20 protein-coding genes and 1 pseudogene are annotated in these 22,229 nt (G+C 44.0%); 3 read left to right on the plus strand and 18 right to left on the minus strand.

Annotated features, from left to right (window positions below):
- Positions 1 to 15: 15 nt before the first annotated feature.
- The 7 genes from NX903_RS13840 to NX903_RS13870 all read right to left on the minus strand — a co-directional run bounded on the left by NX903_RS13840 (position 16) and on the right by NX903_RS13870 (position 6,146).
- A complete protein-coding gene (locus NX903_RS13840) occupies positions 16 to 657 on the minus strand; it encodes a TVP38/TMEM64 family protein (protein ID WP_041351313.1) in 642 nt (213 codons plus the stop codon).
- 33 nt (positions 658 to 690) lie between these two features.
- A complete protein-coding gene (gene dnaI, locus NX903_RS13845; RefSeq protein ID WP_038827989.1) occupies positions 691 to 1,626 on the minus strand; it encodes a primosomal protein DnaI in 936 nt (311 codons plus the stop codon).
- A gap of 27 nt (positions 1,627 to 1,653) precedes the next feature.
- A complete protein-coding gene (dnaB, locus tag NX903_RS13850) occupies positions 1,654 to 3,072 on the minus strand; it encodes a replication initiation membrane attachment protein DnaB (RefSeq protein WP_021480291.1) in 1,419 nt (472 codons plus the stop codon).
- 114 nt (positions 3,073 to 3,186) lie between these two features.
- A complete protein-coding gene (nrdR, locus tag NX903_RS13855) occupies positions 3,187 to 3,645 on the minus strand; it encodes a transcriptional regulator NrdR (RefSeq protein ID WP_003223586.1) in 459 nt (152 codons plus the stop codon).
- A 273-nt stretch (positions 3,646 to 3,918) separates the two neighbouring features.
- Positions 3,919 to 4,299, minus strand: coding sequence for an adenosylmethionine decarboxylase (gene speD / locus NX903_RS13860; protein WP_003223584.1), 381 nt, complete (start codon positions 4,297 to 4,299; stop codon positions 3,919 to 3,921).
- A gap of 238 nt (positions 4,300 to 4,537) precedes the next feature.
- Positions 4,538 to 5,560: a glyceraldehyde-3-phosphate dehydrogenase gene (locus NX903_RS13865; protein ID WP_003229459.1), complete on the minus strand. Its 1,023-nt coding sequence runs from the start codon at positions 5,558 to 5,560 to the stop codon at positions 4,538 to 4,540.
- Between the two features lie 205 nt (positions 5,561 to 5,765).
- Positions 5,766 to 6,146 (minus strand): winged helix-turn-helix transcriptional regulator, encoded by a 381-nt coding sequence (locus NX903_RS13870; protein ID WP_021480292.1) that lies wholly within the window; start codon positions 6,144 to 6,146, stop codon positions 5,766 to 5,768.
- A 183-nt stretch (positions 6,147 to 6,329) separates the two neighbouring features.
- Here NX903_RS13870 and NX903_RS13875 point away from each other — a divergent pair, with 183 nt between their 5' ends.
- Entirely contained in the window at positions 6,330 to 7,520 is a 1,191-nt protein-coding gene (locus NX903_RS13875) for an MFS transporter (RefSeq protein ID WP_064670919.1), read from the plus strand.
- 23 nt (positions 7,521 to 7,543) lie between these two features.
- Positions 7,544 to 8,386, plus strand: coding sequence for an aldo/keto reductase YtbE (gene ytbE, locus NX903_RS13880; protein WP_003229455.1), 843 nt, complete (start codon positions 7,544 to 7,546; stop codon positions 8,384 to 8,386).
- A 40-nt stretch (positions 8,387 to 8,426) separates the two neighbouring features.
- On the opposite strand, the gene coaE is transcribed toward ytbE, so the two are convergent.
- The 10 genes and pseudogenes from coaE to NX903_RS13930 all read right to left on the minus strand — a co-directional run bounded on the left by coaE (position 8,427) and on the right by NX903_RS13930 (position 20,575).
- Positions 8,427 to 9,020 (minus strand): dephospho-CoA kinase, encoded by a 594-nt coding sequence (gene coaE, locus NX903_RS13885; protein ID WP_021480294.1) that lies wholly within the window; start codon positions 9,018 to 9,020, stop codon positions 8,427 to 8,429.
- Positions 9,021 to 9,035: 15 nt separating this feature from the next.
- Positions 9,036 to 9,686: pseudogene (gene ytaF / locus NX903_RS13890) on the minus strand (sporulation membrane protein YtaF); the annotation flags it as partial.
- 148 nt (positions 9,687 to 9,834) lie between these two features.
- Positions 9,835 to 10,665: a DNA-formamidopyrimidine glycosylase gene (gene mutM, locus NX903_RS13895; RefSeq protein WP_015714500.1), complete on the minus strand. Its 831-nt coding sequence runs from the start codon at positions 10,663 to 10,665 to the stop codon at positions 9,835 to 9,837.
- 22 nt (positions 10,666 to 10,687) lie between these two features.
- Positions 10,688 to 13,330 (minus strand): DNA polymerase I, encoded by a 2,643-nt coding sequence (gene polA, locus NX903_RS13900; RefSeq protein WP_077671524.1) that lies wholly within the window; start codon positions 13,328 to 13,330, stop codon positions 10,688 to 10,690.
- A 243-nt stretch (positions 13,331 to 13,573) separates the two neighbouring features.
- Complete coding sequence (gene phoR / locus NX903_RS13905; protein ID WP_077671523.1) at positions 13,574 to 15,313, minus strand: sensory box histidine kinase PhoR; 1,740 nt, start codon at positions 15,311 to 15,313, stop codon at positions 13,574 to 13,576.
- Positions 15,306 to 16,028, minus strand: coding sequence for a two-component system response regulator PhoP (gene phoP / locus NX903_RS13910; RefSeq protein WP_014477634.1), 723 nt, complete (start codon positions 16,026 to 16,028; stop codon positions 15,306 to 15,308). The genes phoR and phoP overlap by 8 nt, the downstream gene beginning before the upstream one ends.
- A gap of 211 nt (positions 16,029 to 16,239) precedes the next feature.
- Positions 16,240 to 17,178, minus strand: coding sequence for a malate dehydrogenase (gene mdh / locus NX903_RS13915; protein ID WP_003237775.1), 939 nt, complete (start codon positions 17,176 to 17,178; stop codon positions 16,240 to 16,242).
- 43 nt (positions 17,179 to 17,221) lie between these two features.
- Positions 17,222 to 18,493: an NADP-dependent isocitrate dehydrogenase gene (gene icd, locus NX903_RS13920; protein ID WP_014477637.1), complete on the minus strand. Its 1,272-nt coding sequence runs from the start codon at positions 18,491 to 18,493 to the stop codon at positions 17,222 to 17,224.
- A gap of 164 nt (positions 18,494 to 18,657) precedes the next feature.
- A complete protein-coding gene (gene citZ, locus NX903_RS13925; RefSeq protein WP_004398810.1) occupies positions 18,658 to 19,776 on the minus strand; it encodes a citrate synthase in 1,119 nt (372 codons plus the stop codon).
- Between the two features lie 334 nt (positions 19,777 to 20,110).
- A complete protein-coding gene (locus NX903_RS13930) occupies positions 20,111 to 20,575 on the minus strand; it encodes a DUF441 domain-containing protein (protein ID WP_004398695.1) in 465 nt (154 codons plus the stop codon).
- Between the two features lie 96 nt (positions 20,576 to 20,671).
- On the opposite strand from NX903_RS13930, the gene ytvI reads away from it, so the two are divergent.
- On the plus strand, positions 20,672 to 21,787 hold the full coding sequence (gene ytvI / locus NX903_RS13935) for a sporulation integral membrane protein YtvI (protein ID WP_004399115.1): 1,116 nt from the start codon (positions 20,672 to 20,674) through the stop codon (positions 21,785 to 21,787).
- 33 nt (positions 21,788 to 21,820) lie between these two features.
- Here the strand turns inward: ytvI and NX903_RS13940 are convergent, their stop codons facing one another.
- Positions 21,821 to 22,204, minus strand: a complete 384-nt coding sequence (locus NX903_RS13940; protein ID WP_015251477.1) for an FxsA family protein — start codon at positions 22,202 to 22,204, stop codon at positions 21,821 to 21,823.
- Between the last annotated feature and the right edge of the window lie 25 nt (positions 22,205 to 22,229).

The following is a 22,229-nucleotide window of genomic DNA, read 5'->3' on the forward strand; positions in this document are numbered from 1 at the left end:
GGTCATTGGCAAATCTTAATTTGATTCCTGGAACAAGTTTTGCATTTTCTTTCTGAAGATAAATGGCAGCGAGATAAACACGATATATAGAGCGAGGACAAGTAAGAAAGCTGGCAGATTGCCAGTCAAAAAGCTTGCTCCCAGCACATTCAGCGCAATCGTCCCAGGGATGATTCCCACAGCCGTTGCCGCAAAATACGGCAGCGCTTTGACATTGGAAAGGCCTGCCGCATAGCTGACGAAATCAAAGTTGATCGGCAGGATTCTCAAAAGAAAGATATAGAAAAATCCGTTATCCTCCATTTGCTTCTGTATGGCTTCAAGCCTTTCGTAATGCCCGTTCTTTTTCGCCGAAAACAAACCGGCCGCAAAAAACGAAACAGCTGAAGCGCACATCGAACCGAATAACGTATAAAGCGTACCGAGAAGCGGGCCAAACGCAAGTCCGCCAGCTATTGAAATAACAGATACCGGAAATAAAACAAGTGGCCTGACGATGGATATCCCGATAAACATCAGAGGTGCAAAGACTCCGAACGACAATACCCATACCCTGATTTCTTTCGGCGATACATTCAAATATTTTTTATTTCCCCAAAAGATTAAACCTGCACCTGCCAGCACTGCCAGCCATTTAAAAGCGGTTTTTCGTTTCATACCCTCAGTTCCTTCCCCTTTGAACCGCAGCAGTTACGGATGGCGGCGGTTTTCTCCGTCAAGGCGGATCGGAGCAGCCAAATATAATATCCGCTCCATTAATCTTGCCGCTTTTACTTCTTCCTTTTCCCCCCTTTGCGAATACGTAAAATGATGCTTCAGCTCGTCAGGTGAGAAATTAGAAGAAAAGAAAGTAGGCAGCTGCTGGGACATTCTGTGCTGAAGCACCGTTCCGATGACTTCATCCCTTACCCAGCTTGTCATTGATTCTGCTCCGATGTCATCAAGCATCAATACGGGTGTGGTCTTTACCATATTGAGCTTCTCTTCCAATGTCTGGTCTTGCAGCGAATTCTTAAGCTCTCTCACAAATTCAGGCACATAGACAATCATGGAAGAATACTCTTTTTCCGCCAGCTCATTGGCAATCGCAGCGAGCATAAACGTTTTTCCTACCCCGAATTTCCCGTATAAATATAATCCTTTCCCTTTTCCCGTCTCATTATAGCTTTTCAGAAAGTCTGTAACATGCTGAAACATCGCGAGCCTGCTCGGGTCACTGATATCAACTTGCTGGAACGTCGCTCCGAGAAGATCCTGCTGGATATACATGCTTTTCATAAGAGACTTTTGTTTCTTCTGCTGGTCGAGCTTCCGTTTGACTGGACATTCATAATACTCGATATCAATAGACCGCCCACTGACAACAAGTTTCGGATGGTAGCCCTCCAACAAATTGTTGCAGTTTTCATCTTCCGAACAATAGGAGCAATTCTTGCTTTGTTCAATATATTCATAAAGCTTATTTAAGCTCTTTTCGATCATTTTTTGGTCAATCACTTCTTCGTTTTCCTTCAAAAATGCTTGAACATCTTGATCTTTCATGACTTTTTCCTTCATTTGTTCAAGACGTTTTTGGAAATCCGGCCTGCCGGTTACGCCCTGCAGGGAACGGCCGATTGGTTCCATCTATTCCTTCACCCCGCATCTCTGTCTTTAATAGGCAGAGTATTTTTTCAGTTTTTGCATTTCTTCCATCATCTTTTTCTTCTGTTCTTCCAAATCCTGCGGATGCAGCTTCTGCTGTCCGGATTCTGAGTCAGACGCTGTTTCCTTTTCTGTCATCCAATCAGGAAGCTTTTCTTCACGAATCACTTTTTGGTTTCGTTTCGAAGACTTTGTTTTTCCTTCAGCCCATTCAAGATACTGGCGGTTTTCTTCTATTGCGAGCTTCATCGCTTCCCTGACCGTTTTTACCTTTTTGCGTGCCCAATGCGAAGCGATTTTTTGGATATAGTTTTTGGACAGCTTCATGTCGGTTTTCAGCATGACATAATAAATTAACACATTTGTGACGCCTGGCTCGAGCTTCTGTTCGAACATAATTTCTTCTATGATCTTCAGATCAGCTTTTGACGGCTCTGTTCCGTCAGCAATGTCCTGCAGAAGCTTCTTCGGGGAAATCGCCTCAAGCAATGCAATCAGCTTCCCATCCAGAGAATCCTCTTCTGCCGGTTTTTCGCCTTCACGCAGATGCATCGGCTGTGTTTTTTCCACCAAATCGGGCAGCTGTCCGTTTCTTTCAATTTGATACCAGTCGCTCGCCGCTTTTCTTAATGCCTCCGTCGTAATGACGTCACGCTCATCAATTGCGCTCATTACAACATTTTGCATTTGCAAAGGGTCAATTCCGTACAGATAAGAAAGCTTTTTGATTGTGTCCCGCACCTGCTGGGTCATCGCTTTTCTCGGTATCATCGTCTCAGAAAGTCCCGCTAAAAACAAATCAAAATCAAATACATCCTCCGTTATGGTGTAGGATGGAGACTGTCCGACAGAAGTATACTCGGACCCCTCGGCAAGCCTTACCGTTTCCTCCATATCGGATGTGAGCTTCCATTCACTCGGCTGCAGCGATTCAAACGCATGATTAAACGGACGCGTAATGTCCTTCGCATCTTCTGAAATGGCCGGGTGCGTAAAAAATTGTTTTAATTGCTGATATTTCGTTTTTCCGACTCTATTATACAGAAAAACATTCAGCATTCCGTCTTCAAAAAATTCATTCGGTCTGAGCGGCGGAAGGAGTTCATATATAAAGAGGCGCTCCTGCCGCTCGGATTCTTTCATATATACTTTCAGCAATCCGATGCCCTCGAGCTTCCCCTGTTCCTGATGGATCGTTTTTAAGTTAGACTGTGTCATCCCCATCAGCTGTCTATGTGTGGACTCTCCGCCCCACAGACGGTTTTGTTCAAGCTCTCCCCACAATGTCATATAAAGAGAGAATGCAACAGGGCCGATTAAGGGCTGGTACAGTTGTGTAATAATTTGTCTGTCAATATCCTGCAGCATCGATCTGCTTTTAACCACATACGGGTCTACAGGCAGTACATCTTTCCAATAGTCAGCCATACATTCTCAAACCTTCCGAATTTGTTTCTACCTTTCATTTTACACCGTTTCTTATATCTATCAAATGCCAATTTTGCACATGAGAAAAGAGCTAGAAGAATCCTCTTAGCTCTTTTAACGCTCTTTCTTTATTAAGTCTTTTAATTCGTCGATAAAGACGTTTATATCTTTAAACTGCCGATAGACGGACGCGAACCGCACATATGCGACTTCGTCAATCTTAGCCAGCCGGTCCATGACCATTTCTCCGACGAGCTCACTCTTCACCTCGGAGCAGCCTTGATTGCGAAGCTCTTTTTCAATATCAAAGCACATGTCTTCAAGCGTTTTGAGTGAAACAGGCCTTTTTTCACATGCTTTTATGAGGCCGCGCAGCATTTTTTCTCTGCTGAATTCCTCACGCACACCTTCTTTTTTCACGACGATGAGCGGGGTTTCCTCCACTTTCTCAAAGGTCGTAAACCGGTAGTGGCAGGATTCGCACTCGCGTCTTCGGCGAATCGACTTTCCGTCATCCACAGGCCGTGAATCAAGGACTCGTGTTCCGTTATGCTGGCATGAAGGACATTTCAATAAAATCAGCTCCCAACTATATCGTTCCCTGCAATGTATTTTCGGCAGCCTCCGCCTTTTAAAAATAGATGTGACAGCATCTGTCGGGAGAGCCGTTGTTAAATTTGTTTCTATAGCATTAGGTGGTTTGTGAAAATCTCCTTCTTATTTTACAAAAAAAATAAAAAAAGAAAAAGCTGACACTCTCGTTTCTTTATAAAAATAAAAGGAGCATAAGCTAAAAAGCGCATAATGGCTTTCTAGCTTCAGCTCCCTTTGTGTTCGCAATTTACTTTATAGTACTTTCGCTTGCGCCTGTTTAATTTGCACAGGCCCCATTCCTCTTGGTATTTCAATGTTTTCTCTTGTATCAGCATGTAATGCCTCTGCAATGTAATCAGCAGCGACATTAGGATCTAAGTCTCCACAAGTATAAACATCAATGCTCGCATATCCGTGCTCAGGAAAACTGTGAATCGTTAAGTGTGATTCAGAAATAATCACAACTCCGCTTACGCCTTGCGGTGCAAATTTGTGAAATGCAACCTCGCGCACCTCAGCACCTGATTTTAGAGCAGCATTTACAAACGTTTTTTCAATAAAATCCATGTCATTCAGCTTATCAAAATCGCATCCCCATAGCTCGGAGATAACGTGACGCCCCATTGTTTCCATAGTCATGGACCCCCCTTAACAAGAATTAAAAAGTGAAATTCCAACAACTGGGTCGGCCATTTACCACGGGGGAAAGTTAGTCCGGAGAGGTCCTAACCCTTTAAGTAATTCCGAAACAGTCTCAAGCAAGAAGTTCACGAAAAATAGTATACTGTGTTTAAGTCTAATTTGCAAGGTGCGTTTTTTCAGAAATATGCTGTTAAGGGTTTTTTCTTTAAAATGTGTCCATGACCTTATTTTATACAGCAGACGGATGTTTCATTCGTGCCGCTACATGGCGGATCAGATCAACAACTCTGCAGGAGTAGCCCCATTCGTTGTCATACCACGCCAGCACCTTTACTTTCCTGTCTTCCATTACCATTGTTGTAAGCCCGTCAATGACCGCTGAATGCGGATTCGTATTATAATCAGTCGAAACGAGCGGTTCATCTGAGTAATCAAGTACACCGTACATCGACGTTTTGGCAGCGCGTTTAAATGCCTCGTTTACTTCTTCAGCCGTAACATCCGTTTTCAGATCAACAACGAGATCAACCAATGAGACGTTCGGAACAGGGACACGCAAGGCGAGGCCGTGAAGTTTTCCTTTCAGATGCGGCAGCACAAGTGAAAGCGCCTTTGCCGCTCCTGTTGTCGTCGGAATGATGGATTCACCGCAAGCCCGCGCCCGGCGCAAATCTTTGTGCGGGTTATCAATATTTTTTTGGTCATTCGTATACGCATGAACTGTAGTCATCAGACCGCTCTCAATGCCAAACTCTTCATCCAGCACTTTTACAACAGGCGCAAGGCAGTTTGTCGTGCATGACGCATTTGAAATAATGACGTGGCGCTCAGCGTCAAATTGGTCCTCATTTACGCCCATCACAATGGTAACGTCTTCATTTTTTCCCGGAGCGGTCAAAATCACTTTTTTTGCGCCTGCTTCTATATGGCCCATCGCTTTATCTTTAGCATTAAACTTCCCTGTTGCTTCGACAACTATGTCAATATCATATTCCCGCCAAGGCAGCTGTTTTGGATCACGGCTGTTTAACAAAAGCACTTTCTTTCCATTTACGATCAGGCTGTCTTCACCAGCCACAACCTCTTTGTCGTATCTGCCGTGAATTGTGTCATACTTTATTAAATGAGCCAGCGTTTCTGCGGAATAGCTGGCGTTAATGGCCACTACTTGAATTTGATCGTCTAACATCGCTTTTCTAAAAACCATTCTTCCGATTCTTCCAAACCCGTTGATCGCTACTTTTACCTTCATGTTGGACACCCCTTATCAATTATGCCATCCTAATTTGTTACTATCTAAAATTAGTATAACACATTAAAACAAATTCGCCAGTACATATTGATAAAAATCAACGATTATAACGCTAATTTATGATGCATCTTATGTTTTCTTGCACAGAATATCAGGCGTAAGAACCAAAAAGCAGCCAGCGCTCCGCACTGACTGCCCTCATGCTTTATGATTCCTGTTTTAACTTATCATTGAGCACACTTTCTTCTAGCACAGAAAATGTATCCCCGTACACTCTGTTAATATGATTCGCTCCCCAAGCACACAGCATATCTAAAATTCCTTCTAAGCTGCGGCCGTATTCGCTGAGCTCATATTCCACTTTGGGAGGAACTTGATTATATACGATTCGTTTAATGACACCGTCCGCTTCCAGCTCGCGCAGCTGCTGAGTCAGCATTTTTTGCGTGATGTTGGGCATTAGGCGTTTTAATTCGCTTGTGCGTTTTTTTCCGTGCGTCAGATGGCATAAAATGACGCATTTCCATTTCCCACCGATCACTTCAAGAGTCGCTTCAACAGAAATGTTATATTTTTTCTTCTCCATACAATCCATTCTCCTCACAGGCACCAAAAAGTGACTATAGCACTTCAAAGTACGTACTTTTATTTCTTAACGATATGTTTCATAATCACATTTGCCGGCTGATTTGAATCTGCTCTTTTTTATTTATATAGCTTACTCGGCAGAATTTCAATCATACAACACATCTTACAAAGGAGGAACATCATGACTTCAGCCAATAAAAGCAGTATTCCTGCACTACTGGCTTTGGCCGTAAGTGCATTCGCAATAGGGACAACTGAATTTATCAGTGTCGGCCTTTTGCCGCTCATTGCTGATGACCTGCATATTCCAGTCACGACAGCAGGATTAACCGTTTCCCTTTATGCGCTCGGCGTTACATTTGGGGCACCTATATTAACTTCATTGACCTCAAGCATGTCACGTAAGACACTATTGCTTTGGATCATGTTTATTTTTATTGCCGGTAATACGATGGCAGCAACCGCTTCAAGCATCGGGATTTTACTAGCAGCACGTGTGATATCGGCATTTTCGCACGGTGTGTTTATGTCGATCGGTTCGACAATCGCAGCGGAAATTGTCCCGGAGGATAAAAGGGCTAGCGCGATTTCAATTATGTTTACCGGCCTCACTGTGGCAACTGTAACCGGAGTTCCTTTTGGGACATTTATCGGCCAGCAGTTCGGCTGGCGTTTCGCCTTTATGGTCATTATCGCCGTCGGAATCATTGCTTTCATTACAAATGGCATTCTTGTACCGTCCAAATTAAGAAAAGGGACGAAAACAACGATGCGGGATCAATTGAAGCTTGTGACAAACAGCCGGTTATTGCTTTTATTTGTCATTACAGCGCTTGGATACGGAGGAACATTCGTTGTGTTCACGTATCTGTCTCCCCTGCTTCAGGAAGTAACAGGCTTCAAAGCCGGGACTGTTGCAGTGATTCTGCTCGGATACGGAATAGCTATCGCGATCGGCAATATGATTGGCGGAAAGCTGTCAAACCGAAATCCGATTGCCGCTTTATTCTATATGTTTATCGTACAAGCAATCGTTCTATTCGTACTGACATTTACAGCCCCCTATCAAGCAGCAGGGCTCATTACCATTCTCTGTATGGGATTGCTGGCCTTTATGAACGTGCCCGGCCTTCAGGTGTATGTCGTCATGCTGGCTGAGCGTTTTGTCCCGAGTGCAGTTGACGTCGCATCCGCGATGAATATCGCTGCCTTTAATGCAGGGATCGCGCTTGGGTCATACCTTGGCGGTGTGATCACCGATTCAATCGGATTGATTCATACCGCTTGGATAGGCGGATTAATGGTGGTCGGTGCAGTCATTTTAACAGGCTGGAGCCGCTTGATGGAAAAACGAGATCGGCAGGAAGCCTGACAATTTTAAAGGAGGAAATGAACATGACAACACATTTACAAGCAAAAGCAACACTTCATAATGGGGTAGAAATGCCTTGGTTCGGCCTTGGCGTGTTCCAAGTGGAAGAAGGATCTGAACTGGTAAACGCAGTTAAAACTGCCATTGTTCACGGGTACCGCAGTATTGATACTGCAGCAATCTATGGAAATGAAGCTGGAGTCGGAGAAGGGATTCGGGAAGGCATTGAAGAAGCAGGCATTTCAAGAGAGGATCTGTTTATCACATCGAAAGTATGGAATGCGGATTTAGGCTACGAAGAAACACTCGCCGCGTTTGAAACAAGTCTGTCCAAACTCGGTCTGGATTATTTGGATCTATACCTCATCCACTGGCCTGTAGAAGGAAAGTATAAAGAAGCTTGGAGAGCGCTTGAAACGCTGTATAAAGAAGGCCGCATCAAAGCGATTGGCGTAAGCAACTTCCAAATTCACCATCTTGAAGATCTGATGACGGCAGCTGAAATTAAGCCTATGATTAACCAAGTGGAATTTCACCCGCGCCTCACACAAAAAGAGTTGATAAGATACTGCCAAAATCAGGGCATCCAGATGGAGGCTTGGTCACCTTTAATGCAGGGACAGCTGCTGGATCACCCTGTATTGGCTGACATCGCTCAAACATATAATAAATCTGTCGCACAAATTATTTTGCGCTGGGATCTGCAGCATGGCATCATTACGATTCCTAAATCAACGAAGGAACACCGCATTAAAGAAAATGCAAGCGTATTTGACTTTGAATTAACGCAGGATGACATGAACCGAATCGATGCACTGAATGAAAACTTGCGCGTCGGTCCTGATCCGGACAACTTTGATTTTTAATGGCAAAAAAACACCGTTCAATATGAACGGTGTTTTTTGATTATGCCCAGCTGTTCATGATTTCATCAAGCTGCCTTTTGGTCTCTTCAAGCGTGCCGCTGTTATCAATGACTTGATCTGCTCTTGCTGTTTTTTCCTCTAAGGGCATTTGAGAGCGGATACGGCTGACTGCTTCTTCTTCCGTCAGCTGATTGCGCTTCATCAGACGTTCCAGTTGAAGATCTTTTGTCACACTGACCACAATAATTTTATCAACCAATGATTCCAATTTGCTTTCGAACAATAGCGGGATATCCAATACAACAAATGCCTCCCGATTTGCAACGGCTTCATCACGGCGATTGAGCATTTCCTGCCTGACTGCGGGATGAACAATTGCATTTAAAGCGAGACGTTTTTGTTCATTTGTAAATACCAGCGCTCCAAGCTTTTTTCGATCTATATCGCCATTTGAGAGCAGTATGTCTTCACCGAATTCGTCAATGATTTGCCGGTAGGCCGGCATCCCTTTTTCTACCGCTTGTTTTGCAATGATATCTGCATCTATAACTGTTATTCCTTTTTCAATCAGCATATTGGCTACCGTGCTTTTGCCGCTAGCTATTCCTCCCGTTAAACCAATGACTAAGGTCAAGAGATCCACTCCTTTTTACAATTTCCAGAGCCCAATCGTGATTAATAGAAGCCCCGGCAAAAACGCCATTTTATCGATCCATTTCCACTTAGACAGAAAATGGCCGGCATTGATTCCAATTGATACAAACAGCGAGCTCATGATTGCCACGGCGATGCTCATCACAATCGGCGAAAAACCGAGAATGGCTGCGCCTATACCCGCTCCAAAGGCATCAATCGATAAGGCAAATCCCAATAAGACCGCCTCAATTCCGTTGATCACACCCGATTTGTCGATATCCGCACTCATGGGTTTTCTCAAAATATGAATCACAATTCCTAATGACCGAACCTCTAAATTAAGCAGTGTTTTTTCATGCAATAGGTATTCTTTATCTTTTGCCGGTTTGAAAAATTGATACAGAACCCACGCACCGATTCCAACCAATATCAAACCGCCAAGCTTCTCCGTCACATATACAGGAAAAAACTTCGTGAGAAAGCTTCCGATCAGCATGGATATAAACATGACAGCACCGGAACAGCAGGCGATAACCAAAATCGCTTTAAACGGTATTTTCATTTTTCTCAATCCGTACGTAAATCCGACTGAAAAACTGTCCAAGCTGACAGCCAACGCCAGCAGCAGTATAGAAACCATTTGCATATCCGTTTCTTCCTTTCTGTTGGTGCTCTTGTATCAGATGTGAAATGCCCGGGATTCATCACAATCATATATATGGGAAAGTGAAAAATCCGTGTTTCGAAAATGGCATCCTCCATTCCAGAGTTACTGATATATGCACCGACAGCTTGGACGATGAAGCATTATGCTACTTTTTTTTCTGGCATTTTGCGCAAAAATGCGTGCCTCTTCCTCCAACGACAATTTTCGAAATCATCGTTCCGCAATTTTTGCATGGCTCGTCTTTTTTTCCGTACACAAAATGCTGCAGCTGGAACATTCCGATTTCCCCTTGGGAGTTGATATAAGAACGGACTGTGCTTCCGCCCGCATCAATCGCCTCCTGCAGAGTGTTTTTGATTTCAGCGTGAAGGGTTTTGATTGTTTTATCTGATAATTGATTTGCTTTTGTCTCGGGATGGACACCTGCTCTGAAAAGAGCCTCATCCACATAAATGTTCCCGAGTCCAACTACCGTTTTTTGATCCAGTAGGGCAGTTTTGACAGCGCGGTTTGTTTTCGCAAGCCGTTCTTTTAAATACGCACTTGTAAATTCTTCTGCATCCGGCTCCGGACCTAACTGAGAAAGCGGGAGCTCGCCCGCTTCTTCTCCCGGTTTAAATAAGTGCATGGTTCCAAATTTCCGCACATCCCTGTACCGGAGCTGGGTTCCATCCGTCATCGTGAATATGACATGCACGTGTTTATCGTCAGGCTCCTCGGCTTGATGAAGACCGTATTTTCCTTCCATTCGAAGGTGAGAAACCATAACATAATGATCTAAATGAAACAGTAAAAACTTTCCCCGTCTTCCGATGGACTGTATCGTTTCTCCTGCTAGTTTTCGCGCAAATTCCTCCGGTTCGGCAGGCCGTTTGATGATATTCGGCCATCTGATCTCTACCGATTTGATTGTTTTTCCCTTTACAAGCCCGGTCAGAGTGCGCCGGACCGTCTCAACCTCTGGTAATTCCGGCACATCCATCACTTCCTATCTCTGTTTATTTCGCATCGTACCAAGATGGGCCTGATGCAAAGTCCACCTTTAACGGCACATCTAATGCAAGCGCATGCTCCATCACTTCAGGAACAAGCTTTTCAAGAATTTCAATTTCTTCCTTTGGCGCCTCAAAAATCAATTCATCGTGTACTTGAAGCAGAAGCCTTGCTTTCAACTGTTTTTCTTTCAGCTTGGCAGCCATGTCAATCATGGCTTTTTTGATAATATCAGCGGCGCTTCCTTGAATCGGCGTATTCATGGCCGTCCGCTCCGCAAAACTTCGGATATTAAAGTTCCGGCTCGTCAGCTCAGGGATGTAGCGGCGGCGATGCATAAGCGTTGTTACGTATCCTTTTTGTTTCGCTTCCTGTACTGAATCTTCCATGTACGCTTTTACGCCTTGGAAGCTTTCCAGATAGCGGTCGATAAATGCTCCCGCTTCCTTCCGGGTAATGCCGAGGTTCTGTGACAGACCGTAATCGCTGATCCCGTAAACAATCCCAAAGTTGACCGCTTTCGCCTGGCGTCTCATCGCAGATGTCACTTCATCCTTAGCGACATGGAACACATCCATTGCCGTTTTCGTGTGAATATCCATATCATTTGTAAAAGCTTCGATCAGATTTTCATCCTTTGAAATATGGGCAAGCACCCGCAGCTCGATTTGTGAATAATCGGCTGCAAAAATGAGCCAGTCTTTTTCAGACGGCACAAAAGCTTGGCGAATTTTCCGCCCTTCCTCAAGCCTGATCGGAATGTTTTGCAGGTTCGGATCAGTCGAACTGAGACGGCCAGTTTGCGTTAAGGCCTGGTTAAATCGCGTGTGCACTTTATGCGAATCCGGTCTCGTCACCTTTAAAAGCCCTTCGATATATGTTGATTGAAGCTTGCCGATTTGTCTGTACTGTAAAATATAGTCGACAATATCATGCTTGTCAGCCAGCTTTTCAAGCACATCGGCAGACGTAGAATAGCCTGTTTTCGTTTTCTTTACGACAGGAAGGCCGATCTTTTCAAATAAGATGACGCCTAGCTGTTTCGGAGAATTGATGTTAAACGGCTCTCCCGCAATCTCATGGATTTTTTCTTCATATTCCTTCAGCTTCGCACCCAGTTCTTCACCCATCCGTTTTAAACGGTCAACATCGACCTTGACGCCAGTTGATTCCATTTCGCCAAGAATAAGCGCAAGAGGCATTTCCAGCTCTTCAAACAGTTCAAGCTGGTCGTTGTTTTCCAGCTCCTGAACGAGCTTTTCCCGAAGGCTTTGAATCGCTAACGCTTTTCGGCCAAGGTGCTCAGACAGTACGTCTTCTGACGGCACTGCCCGTTTTGCTCCTTTTCCATAAACTGATTCATCACTTGAAACGATATGCAGGCCGTAATCCTTAGCCACACTCGCAACGTCGTCATATGAATTGCCCGGGTTGATGATATAAGCCGCAAGGAGCGTATCAAACTCGGCTCCTTTCAGCTCAATGCCCTGCCAGCGCAAAGCGACAACAGCCCGCTTGCTGTCGAAGACCCATTTCTTCTGATCGTCATTTTCCACCCATTCTTTAAACACCTCAGACTCAACGGCAATGTCTTTCGGAATGAAATAAGCTCCCGTTTCATTTACGATCGAAAATCCGAGGATCGGCTCTTCATGATAATTATCGCCAATCTGTTCAACGACAAATGCGGATGGAGAAACCAATATATCGCTTGTCACGTCTGTGACTGTTTTGACATTAATGTCTTCCAACGATTGATCCTGTTCTGCTTCTGCACTGCCTTCTCCAAGCCGTTCAAGAAGCGTGTTGAAGCCAAGATCTTTAAAGATGGCAATGACCTGTTCACGATTAAAGCCCTGATATTCCAGGCCGGAAACAGATACCTCAATCGGAGCATCCGTCATAATTGTCGCAAGCTCCTTGCTCATCAATGCCTGATCCTTAAACTCCTCAAGCTTTTCCTTCAATTTCTTTCCGCTCACCTCGTCAATGGACTCTAGCAGCTTTTCAACGGAATCAAATTGTTTTAAAAGCTTAATCGCAGTCTTTTCTCCGACGCCGGGCACACCCGGAATATTATCTGAGGAATCGCCCATCAGACCCTTCATGTCAATGATTTGTTCAGGCGTAAGCCCGTATTTCTCTTTGACATGCTCCGGTGTGTAAAATTCAACATCGGTAATTCCCTTTCTCGTAATGGCAACTGTCGTTTTGTCCGTTGCCAGCTGGGTTAAATCCTTATCTCCTGAGAAAACCTTAACTTCAAATCCGTCTTTTTCAGCCGATTTGGCCAGTGTGCCGATAATATCATCCGCTTCATATTGTTCCAGTTCATAGCGGCTGATCTGGTAGGCATCCAGCAGCTCGCGGATAAACGGCATTTGTTCGGAAAGCTCAGGCGGGGTTTTCTGTCTGCCGCCTTTATATTCTTTAAATGTGCCGTGACGAAATGTTGTTTTCCCGGCATCAAACGCAACCAGCATGTGCGTCGGTTTTTCATCCTCAAGCATTTTCATCAAAATCATCGCAAAGCCGTATACAGCATTCGTATGAACACCTTTATCATTGCTTAACAGCGGCAATGCAAAAAACGCCCGGTAAGCCAGACTGTTTCCGTCTACAAGCACTAATTTTTTTCGTTCCGTCATTCAATTTCCTCCTAAGAAGCCTCAGGCTTCCATTCATCTCTTACATAGTCATTAGCTCCTCTTATTTTAACAAAGTTCAATTTGAAAGGAAAATACGTGAACTATAAGAGAAGACACAAAAAAGGACGGGAACACAAATAGGTTCCCGCCGTCAAAATTGGCTCCTTGGATGAAGGGGTTCTACTACATCCTACCAGCATAGGTTTAACAGTGCATGAAGATATTGTTAAACCTTTGTAAACATTAGGCGGACTTTTCAGCGGCCCGTTTCAGCGTCACGGTAAAGACAGTTCCCCGTCCAAGCTCGCTTGTGACATCAATTTTCCCTTCATGAGCCTCTATTAAATGCTTGACAATCGCAAGGCCCAGCCCTGTTCCGCCCGAATTCCTGCTTCTGTCTTTATCTACGCGGTAAAAGCGTTCAAAGATGCGCGGAATTTCTTCTTTCTGAATTCCGATTCCAGAATCGGCAACCTCAATCTGAATGTCTTTTTCTCTGGGTTTTACATTGATAGCCACGGAGCCCCCCTCAGGCGTGTAGGTTAACGCATTGTTTACGAGATTAAGAAATACCTGTTTCAGCCTGTACGGGTCACCAGATACATATTGAGGGTCTTTCGGGACATTCAGGTGCAAGGAGATGCCTTTCTCATCCGCTTTATGCTTCAGAAGCGTTTCTATCTCACCAAGCATTTTGGCCGGTTCAAACGTTTCGATACTGAGCGTGAAATTTTGCTGCTCGATTTTTGAGAGATCGAGCAAATCCTGAACCAAAGACTGAAGCCTTTCGCTTTCCTTAAGAATAATAGAGAGAAATTCAGAAAGCGCCTCTTTGTCCTCCATCGCCCCATCCAATAACGTCTCCGTAAACCCTTTTATGGACGTAATCGGTGTTTTCAGCTCATGAGAAACATTGGCCACAAAATCCTTCCTCATCTGCTCTAATTTCTTTGTTTCCGTCATGTCATGGAAAACGAGCACAATTCCTTTCCATTCATCGTCCGGCCCCATAATCGGAACGCCGTCCACTTCAAAATAACGCCGTTCTATTTTGATCGGAAGTCTTAACAGCTTGCATTTCTTTGTCTCCGTCATAAAAATGTCTTCGACAAGCTGGATCACTTCTTCATGTTCAAATGCATCGTGATAAAGACGGCGCAGCATATGATTCGGATTGATATGAAACTGCTTGGCGTAAGATCTGTTTACGAGATTAATAAAGCCTCTTCCGTCGATCATAATCAGCCCGGAGCCAATGTTTTCAATGACTGTCAGCAGCCGATCCCGCTGCATTTCCTGCGTTCGCGTCATTTCCATCAGATCAATGGCAAGGCTGTTCATCGCATGTCCTAGCTTATCAGAACGCCTAATATAGCCGCCGTACGTCCGTGCATCGTAGTTGCCCTTAGAGAGTTCTGTGGCTACATTTGTCGCTGACTCAATTGACCTTTTATAACGTGAGGTCATGCTGGAATAAAAATAAACAATGACGATAAATGCGGTACAAAGACTGGCCGTCAGCATCCCCCACAATTCGCCTTTTAAGCCGTCGCTTTTTTCAGAGGCGGAAAGCAGCACATATCCTGTTTTTTCACCTTCGCTTCTAAGTGAAAGTCCGTAATAAAGCTTGTTATCTGTTGTTGACAGAATACCCTCATGGCCAGAAACAAGCGCCTGCACCTTTTGGGAATCAGCCGATCTCCCGTTTGACCCATACAGCACCTTGCCGTCTGTATCAATAACGGATGCGCTCACATCAAGCGCGCCGCCTGCATCTTTAATGATTTTCTCATTTGCTTGATTATTCAGATTGCCGGCATCAAGAAGCGAAGCCAAGTATTTTGCTTCTTTTTCAATGTGTTCCTCTGCTTTCCTTTGATCAGATGTTTCAAAAAGCTGCTGTAAAAACAGCCCGAGAACACAAAACACCAGAATCATACAGACAACGAATATAGAAAAAAGGCGCACACGGTATTTATTCATTCATTTTTGGCTCCTCCAGTTTATACCCCAATCCCCTAATCGTTTTAATGTAGATCGGTTTTTTGGTATTGTTTTCAATTTTGTCGCGAAGATGGCTGATGTGCACATCAACAATTCTCGTATCTCCGGCAAAATCATAATTCCAGACTGCGCTCAGCAGCAGGTCTCTTGTCAGAACTCTGCCTTTATGTCTGCCTAAATAGAGCAGCAGTTCGAATTCTTTCGGTGTCAGTTCAAGCTGACTTTCTTTAAAGTACGCTTCATAATGATCAGGCAGGATTTTCAGATCGCCGATTACGATCTGGCCTTCCATTTCATCGTTCTTCATCTCACTAGAGGGCGCAGCCATTTCCGAACGCCTTAAAATCGCTTTGACTCTCGCATTTACTTCCCTTGGACTGAACGGCTTGGTCATATAATCATCAGCACCGAGCTCAAGCCCTAATACTTTGTCGAATTCCTCATCCTTCGCTGTCAGCATTAAAATGGGAAACATCAGTTTTTGCTGTCTCAGCTGCTTGCATACTTCGATTCCGTCCAATTTTGGAAGCATCACATCAAGCACAATCAAATCAGGCTTCTCTGTTTCCGCTTTTTTGAGTGCTTCTTCCCCATCCGAGGCGGTAATGACATCATAGCCTGACCGTTCCAAATTGTACTGTAAAAGAGTAACAATAGATTCTTCATCATCCACAACTAAAATTTTCTTGTTCATGCTGTGCCTCCAGTATTATAATTCCCCGACATCCTATTTCTCTATTTTATGTCATCTTAACATGTTTCATGATTTTATTTTAGCGAAAGCAGGACATTCCGACAATTCGCCTTTTACATCATTTTTAAAAGAAATAAAGATGTTCATGATAGCGCTTTCATTTATAGTAAAAAGAGAAAGGCTGTATTAAGCAAGCCTTTCTCTCTTTTTATTAGGATAATACTTTCATGACATTTTTGACAGATTCAACTGATTTATTCAGCTGCGCTCTTTCATAGTCTGTCAGTTCAAGTTCAATGATTTGCTCAAGACCGTTGCCGCCTACAATTGTAGGAACACCAAGGTAGATGCCTTCATAGCCGTATTCCCCTTCAAGATAAGCAATTGTAGGAAGGACGCGGCGCTGATCCTTCAAGATCGCTTCGACCATTTCTGTCAGAGAAGCCGCAGGCGCATAATACGCGCTTCCGTTTCCAAGAAGATTCACGATTTCGCCTCCGCCTTTTCTAGTACGCTCCACAATTGCGTCAATCCGTTCTTTCGGAATAAGAGTTTCAAGCGGGATACCGCCAGCATAAGAATAACGCACAAGCGGAACCATATCGTCACCGTGTCCGCCGAGTACGAAACCAGTCACATCTTTCACTGACAGGTTTAATTCCTCTGCCACAAATGTTCTGAATCTTGCCGTATCAAGCACACCGGACTGGCCGATTACACGCTCTTTAGGGAAGCCTGATTCTTTGTACACCGCGTATGTCATTGCATCAACAGGATTTGTCAGCACCACAATAATAGAGTCAGGAGAATATTTCACGATTTCCCGCGTAACGCTTCTCATAATCTTTTCGTTTGTAGAGACCAGATCATCTCTGCTCATACCAGGTTTTCTTGCGATACCGGCTGTAATGACAACAATGTCAGAGCCAGCTGTATCCTCGTAATTAGATGTTCCCGTAATTTTTGCGTCAAAGCCTTGAACTGGGCTTGCTTCAAGCATATCAAGCGCTTTTCCCTTTGTCGGGTTCTCCAATTGCGGAATGTCAACAAGAACAACGTCTGCCAGCTCTTTTTGAGCGATTAAAAATGCAGTTGTAGCTCCGGTAAAACCTGCTCCGATAACAGAAACTTTTTTACGAGTATTTCCCATGTCTCTCTTCTCCTTTATGGCTAGTTTTAGGCTTTTTCCTTGCTTAGTCCATGTTTTTGATCAGTTCTTCTCCGAACTCTGAACATTTCACTTCAGTCGCCCCGTCCATTAATCTAGCAAAATCGTAAGTTACGACTTTGGAAGCGATTGTTTTTTCCATAGATTTGATAACCAAATCAGCCGCTTCGTTCCATCCTAAATGCTCAAGAAGCAGAACGCCTGAAAGAATAACTGAAGATGGGTTTACTTTATCAAGGCCTGCATATTTAGGAGCCGTTCCGTGCGTCGCCTCGAAAATCGCATGTCCTGTTTCGTAGTTGATGTTCGCTCCAGGAGCAATGCCGATTCCGCCGACTTGCGCAGCAAGAGCATCAGAAATGTAATCTCCGTTCAAGTTCATTGTCGCAACGACATCAAACTCGTTTGGACGCGTTAAGATCTGCTGAAGGAAAATGTCAGCAATGCTGTCTTTGATAATGATTTTTCCTGCTGCTTCCGCTTCGCTTTGCGCTTTGTTGGCAGCGTCTTTTCCTTCTTCTTCAGCAATGCGGTCATATTGAGCCCATGTGAAGACTTTATCTCCGTATTCTTTTTCAGCAAGTTCATAGCCCCAGTTTTTGAACGCGCCTTCTGTGAACTTCATGATGTTTCCTTTGTGAACAAGCGTTACAGATTTGCGGCCATGCTCGATCGCATAATCAATGGCAGCTCTGACCAAGCGGCTTGTTCCTTCTTCTGAAACAGGCTTAATGCCGATACCTGATGTCTCAGGGAAACGGATTTTATTGACGTTTAACTCATTTTGAAGGAAGCTGATAAGCTTTTGCACTTCTTCAGAGCCTTTTGCATACTCGATGCCTGCGTAAATATCTTCTGTATTTTCACGGAAGATGACCATATCAGTATCTTCAGGGCGTTTTACCGGTGACGGCACTCCAGTAAAGTATCTTACAGGTCTTAAGCAGACGAATAGGTCAAGCTCTTGTCTGAGCGCTACGTTCAAAGAACGGATACCGCCGCCGACAGGTGTCGTTAACGGGCCTTTAATCGCGATGAAATATTCGCGGATCACATCTAATGTTTCAGCAGGGAGCCACTCACCTGTTTTATTATAAGCCTTTTCTCCGGCGTAAACTTCTTTCCATGTAATTTTCTTTTCGCCTTTGTATGCTTTTTCTACTGCTGCTTCCAAAACCTTCGAAGCCGCGTTCCAAATATCAGGACCAGTTCCGTCTCCTTCGATAAATGGGATAATCGGGTTGTTTGGTACGTTTAATACTCCGTTAGAGACTGTAATTTTTTCACCTTGTGCCACAATAAAAACCTCCCAGTATGTAATTCATATTTAGAAAACATTTTATTTTTCTTATATAGAAAATAAAATGATTTTTCCTAACATTCAATTTAAAGTGTAACCCAATTTTGATGTTCTGAACAAGAGGCTAACCTCATTGACGCAAGCCAGCCTCCAATGGTTCTTTAGGCTCTTTCTTCAATCGGAACGAATTTTTGTTTGTCAGGGCCTGTGTAATCTGCCCGCGGGCGGATCAGACGGTTGTTGTCATACTGCTCAAGAATATGAGCGAGCCAGCCGGACATTCTGCTTACAGCAAAAATCGGTGTAAACAAATCATGGTCAATACCGAGGCTGTGATATACAGAAGCCGAATAGAAATCAACGTTAGGCGGAAGCTTTTTCTCTGATGTGACGATGTCTTCTATACGAATCGACATCTCATACCATTTGCTTTCGCCTGTCAGGTTGGTCAGGCGCTTGCTCATTTCTTTCAGATGCTTCGCGCGCGGATCACCATGCTTATACACACGGTGGCCGAATCCCATGATTTTTTCTTTCTTTTCAAGTTTAGCGCGGATGTACGGCTCAGCGTTTTCCACTTCACCGATTTCTGTCAGCATTTTCATAACGCCTTCATTCGCTCCGCCGTGAAGAGGCCCTTTCAGCGCGCCGATTGCTGCAGTAATGCCTGAATAGATGTCAGAAAGTGTTGCGACGCAGACCCTCGCTGTGAACGTTGACGCGTTCAACTCATGGTCAGCATGTAAAATCAATGCTTTGTTGAAGGCTTCAACTTCAATTGGTGAAGGCTCTTCACCGTTTAATGTGTAAAGAAAATTCTCCGCAATACCGTAATCTTCTCTCGGTTCAACAGGCTCAAGACCCTTGCGAATTCTGGAAAACGCTGCAACCAGGCCAGGCACCTTTGCCTGAAGGCGGATCGCCTTTCTGTAGTTGGCTTCCGGGTTCATGGTATCAGCCTCGCTGTCAAGCAGGCCTAGTAATGAAATTGCTGTCCGAAGAGCAGCCATGGGATGAACATTTTCGAGGGAATAAGATTTGAAGTGCTCAATAATTTCTTGCGGAACGGCAGCTTCCTTTGCAAGCTGCTGCTTTAACTCTTCAAGCTCTTTTTTGTTTGGCAGCCTTAGATGCCAAAGCAAGTAGATGATTTCTTCAAAACTTGCATTCTCTGTCAAATCATCGATATCATACCCCACATATGTAAGGGTATCATCAATAATAGAACTAACAGATGATGTTGTTGCTACAACCCCTTCAAGACCGCGTGTCGCTGTCATATATAACATCTCCTTTTCAATAAATTTCCCCTTTAAGAGTGTTGTAAAAACATGAGGCTTACTTAAAAAGCACGATGCAAGTATTTCTCTCCCCCAAAAAGAAAATGCTTACATTTTACTGGCTGCTGGAACTAAAACCCTTTGCTTATGAAAGAACATAACAAATTCTTATAAGCTTATTTAAGTTTAAGCCTATTCTCATTATAAACAATAATCAGACATTTGTTAAATGTTTACCTATAATTTTTTTTTTTCATTCTGTGATTTCCCCGAAAAAACGCCTTTATTTGCGGGTTTTTGCATAAAAAAAAAGCGGCTTTCAGGCCGCTTTTTTTTATGAAGTGAACAGTTTTACGATCTGCATGGCTAAATAAGCAATCCCCGCTCCGATCAGCGGCCCCACCGCAACTCCTCCAAAAAGCGCGACTGCAAGAATGGTCCCGATCACGAGAGCAGTTGTAATATGTGGATCATTTTCAAGCAGGGTCAGGCCGTTTTTTGCAATCAGCGCCACTGCGATCCCCGCTCCAAGGGCGATCCATGCGTAGGAAGACCGCATTGCTTCTCCAAGCTGCTTAAATCCGATTTCTCCCGTGGCAATCGGGACAAGAACGGCGATGGTAATAATGGTCACACCCCAGTTAATACCTTTTGACTGGATGGTCGGAAATAATTTCTGATCAAGCCCAACGATTTTGATGATCAAAAGGACGGATACAGCAAAGAGCAATGATTGGTTTTTTGCGATAAGTGCGATAGCCAAGAGTAAAATTAAAAATAAATTCGCTTGTGTAAACACATGCCATCCCTCCTTTAAGATGAATGTATTCATATTCAGCAACAGCGTGAATACATATAAAAAATAGGACATGCTGACGAGAGGAGGACCGTTTTCGTGAATCAATCTTATATCACTATTTTTTTCAGAACCCTCTTTGTCATATCAATGACCGCAGGGTCGATAGCTGCGGCCTATTATTCGTTTCCGTTAACTTATCCGTTCCTGATCGCCCTTATTCTTTCATCAGTGATTCATCCTGTTGTCGATTATTTGGACAAAGTGACAGGATTCCCCCGAACGATAAATGTTCTGGGCGTTCTTGCTTTTTTTCTGCTCGCAGCCTTCGGCGTCCTTACCATTCTGGTAGCCGAAATCGTAACGGGAACAGCCTATCTAGCAAAAACGCTGCCTCCGCATATCAGCACGTTTATTTCATATTGCGAAAAATTGTTTACAACACATATTCAGCCGCTCTATAACGAGTTAACTCTTTTGTTTCAAGAATTGGAAACGAACCAGCAGGCTTCCATCGTCACTCATATCCAGACACTCGGTGATTCTGCCGCTAAAAATGCCGGGCTCCTGCTGTCCCACATTCTAGAGATGATCCCGAGATTTTTCGCTCTTCTTCCCAATACGGCGGCGGTTCTGATTTTTTCTCTTCTGGCAACCTTTTTTATGACAAAGGATTGGCATAAGCTGAAAGCCATGCTTGTTTTAATTCTGCCGGATCGTGTGACAGCTAACAGCAAAGCAATCAGCAGCGAATTAAAAAAAGCAATGACTGGTTTTATCAAAGCACAAGCCGTCCTCGTTTTCATCACGATGGTGATTGTATTTATCGGCCTTTCTCTCTTAAAGGTTGAACACGCCGCAACAATTGCTTTTTTAATCGGGCTTGTAGATCTTCTCCCTTACTTAGGTGCCGGCTCCGTATTTGTGCCCTGGATTTTGTATTTATCGATTACGGGCCAGCTGCCCCAAGCGATCGGAATTGGTATCCTGTACCTCGTCGTTCTTATTCAGCGGCAGCTGACAGAGCCCAAGATACTAAGTAAATCTATCGGGATAGATCCGCTGGCAACACTCATCGCCCTGTTTGCTGGCTTTAAATTATTCGGGTTTTTAGGACTGATTGCGGGACCGGCTGTACTCGTCATCATCCAAGCTTTCATCACTACAGGCGCATTAAAAGAAATATGGTCCTATATCACCGTTCAGCAAAAATAAAACGGCAGCCGTTTTTTTCATGGCTGCCGTTTTTTATTTGATGATGATCCGCTTATTCTTCGACATTCCTCTCAGCCATTTGAACAGAATCGGCTTACACCAGCCGCGGGTAAACGGGATAAGAAGACAGGCGCCGGCCAAATCTGATAAAAAGCCCGGAAGCATCAGCAATAGACCGCCAATGAAAATGCACAGACCGTCAGCAATCGCTTCCCCCGGCATTTTGCCATATTGAAGATCACGCTGAACCTTATAATACACTTCGGTTCCTTGTTTTTTTGCAGCTGCTGCGCCGATAATGCCCGTCAGAATCATGAATAGAACTGTCGGTAAAATGCCAATCAGCTTGCCTAAAAATAGGAATATGCCGATTTCTATTGCCGGAAACACAATAAAAAGCAAAAACAAAAATCTCATATCCAAGCCCCCCACACGTGTAACA

The sequence above is a fragment of the Bacillus sp. FSL R5-0576 genome (assembly GCF_038004765.1).
Lineage (GTDB): Bacteria > Bacillota > Bacilli > Bacillales > Bacillaceae > Bacillus > Bacillus subtilis.

Coding starts and splice junctions, on each gene's coding strand:
- NX903_RS13840 (WP_041351313.1), bottom strand. CDS start 657: ATGAAACGAAAAACCGCTTTTAAATGGCTGGCAGTGCTGGCAGGTGCA.
- dnaI (WP_038827989.1), bottom strand. CDS start 1,626: ATGGAACCAATCGGCCGTTCCCTGCAGGGCGTAACCGGCAGGCCGGAT.
- dnaB (WP_021480291.1), bottom strand. CDS start 3,072: ATGGCTGACTATTGGAAAGATGTACTGCCTGTAGACCCGTATGTGGTT.
- speD (WP_003223584.1), bottom strand. CDS start 4,299: ATGGAAACAATGGGGCGTCACGTTATCTCCGAGCTATGGGGATGCGAT.
- NX903_RS13865 (WP_003229459.1), bottom strand. CDS start 5,560: ATGAAGGTAAAAGTAGCGATCAACGGGTTTGGAAGAATCGGAAGAATG.
- NX903_RS13870 (WP_021480292.1), bottom strand. CDS start 6,146: ATGGAGAAGAAAAAATATAACATTTCTGTTGAAGCGACTCTTGAAGTG.
- NX903_RS13875 (WP_064670919.1), top strand. CDS start 6,330: ATGACTTCAGCCAATAAAAGCAGTATTCCTGCACTACTGGCTTTGGCC.
- ytbE (WP_003229455.1), top strand. CDS start 7,544: ATGACAACACATTTACAAGCAAAAGCAACACTTCATAATGGGGTAGAA.
- polA (WP_077671524.1), bottom strand. CDS start 13,330: ATGACGGAACGAAAAAAATTAGTGCTTGTAGACGGAAACAGTCTGGCT.
- phoR (WP_077671523.1), bottom strand. CDS start 15,313: ATGAATAAATACCGTGTGCGCCTTTTTTCTATATTCGTTGTCTGTATG.
- phoP (WP_014477634.1), bottom strand. CDS start 16,028: ATGAACAAGAAAATTTTAGTTGTGGATGATGAAGAATCTATTGTTACT.
- mdh (WP_003237775.1), bottom strand. CDS start 17,178: ATGGGAAATACTCGTAAAAAAGTTTCTGTTATCGGAGCAGGTTTTACC.
- citZ (WP_004398810.1), bottom strand. CDS start 19,776: ATGACAGCGACACGCGGTCTTGAAGGGGTTGTAGCAACAACATCATCT.
- NX903_RS13940 (WP_015251477.1), bottom strand. CDS start 22,204: ATGAGATTTTTGTTTTTGCTTTTTATTGTGTTTCCGGCAATAGAAATC.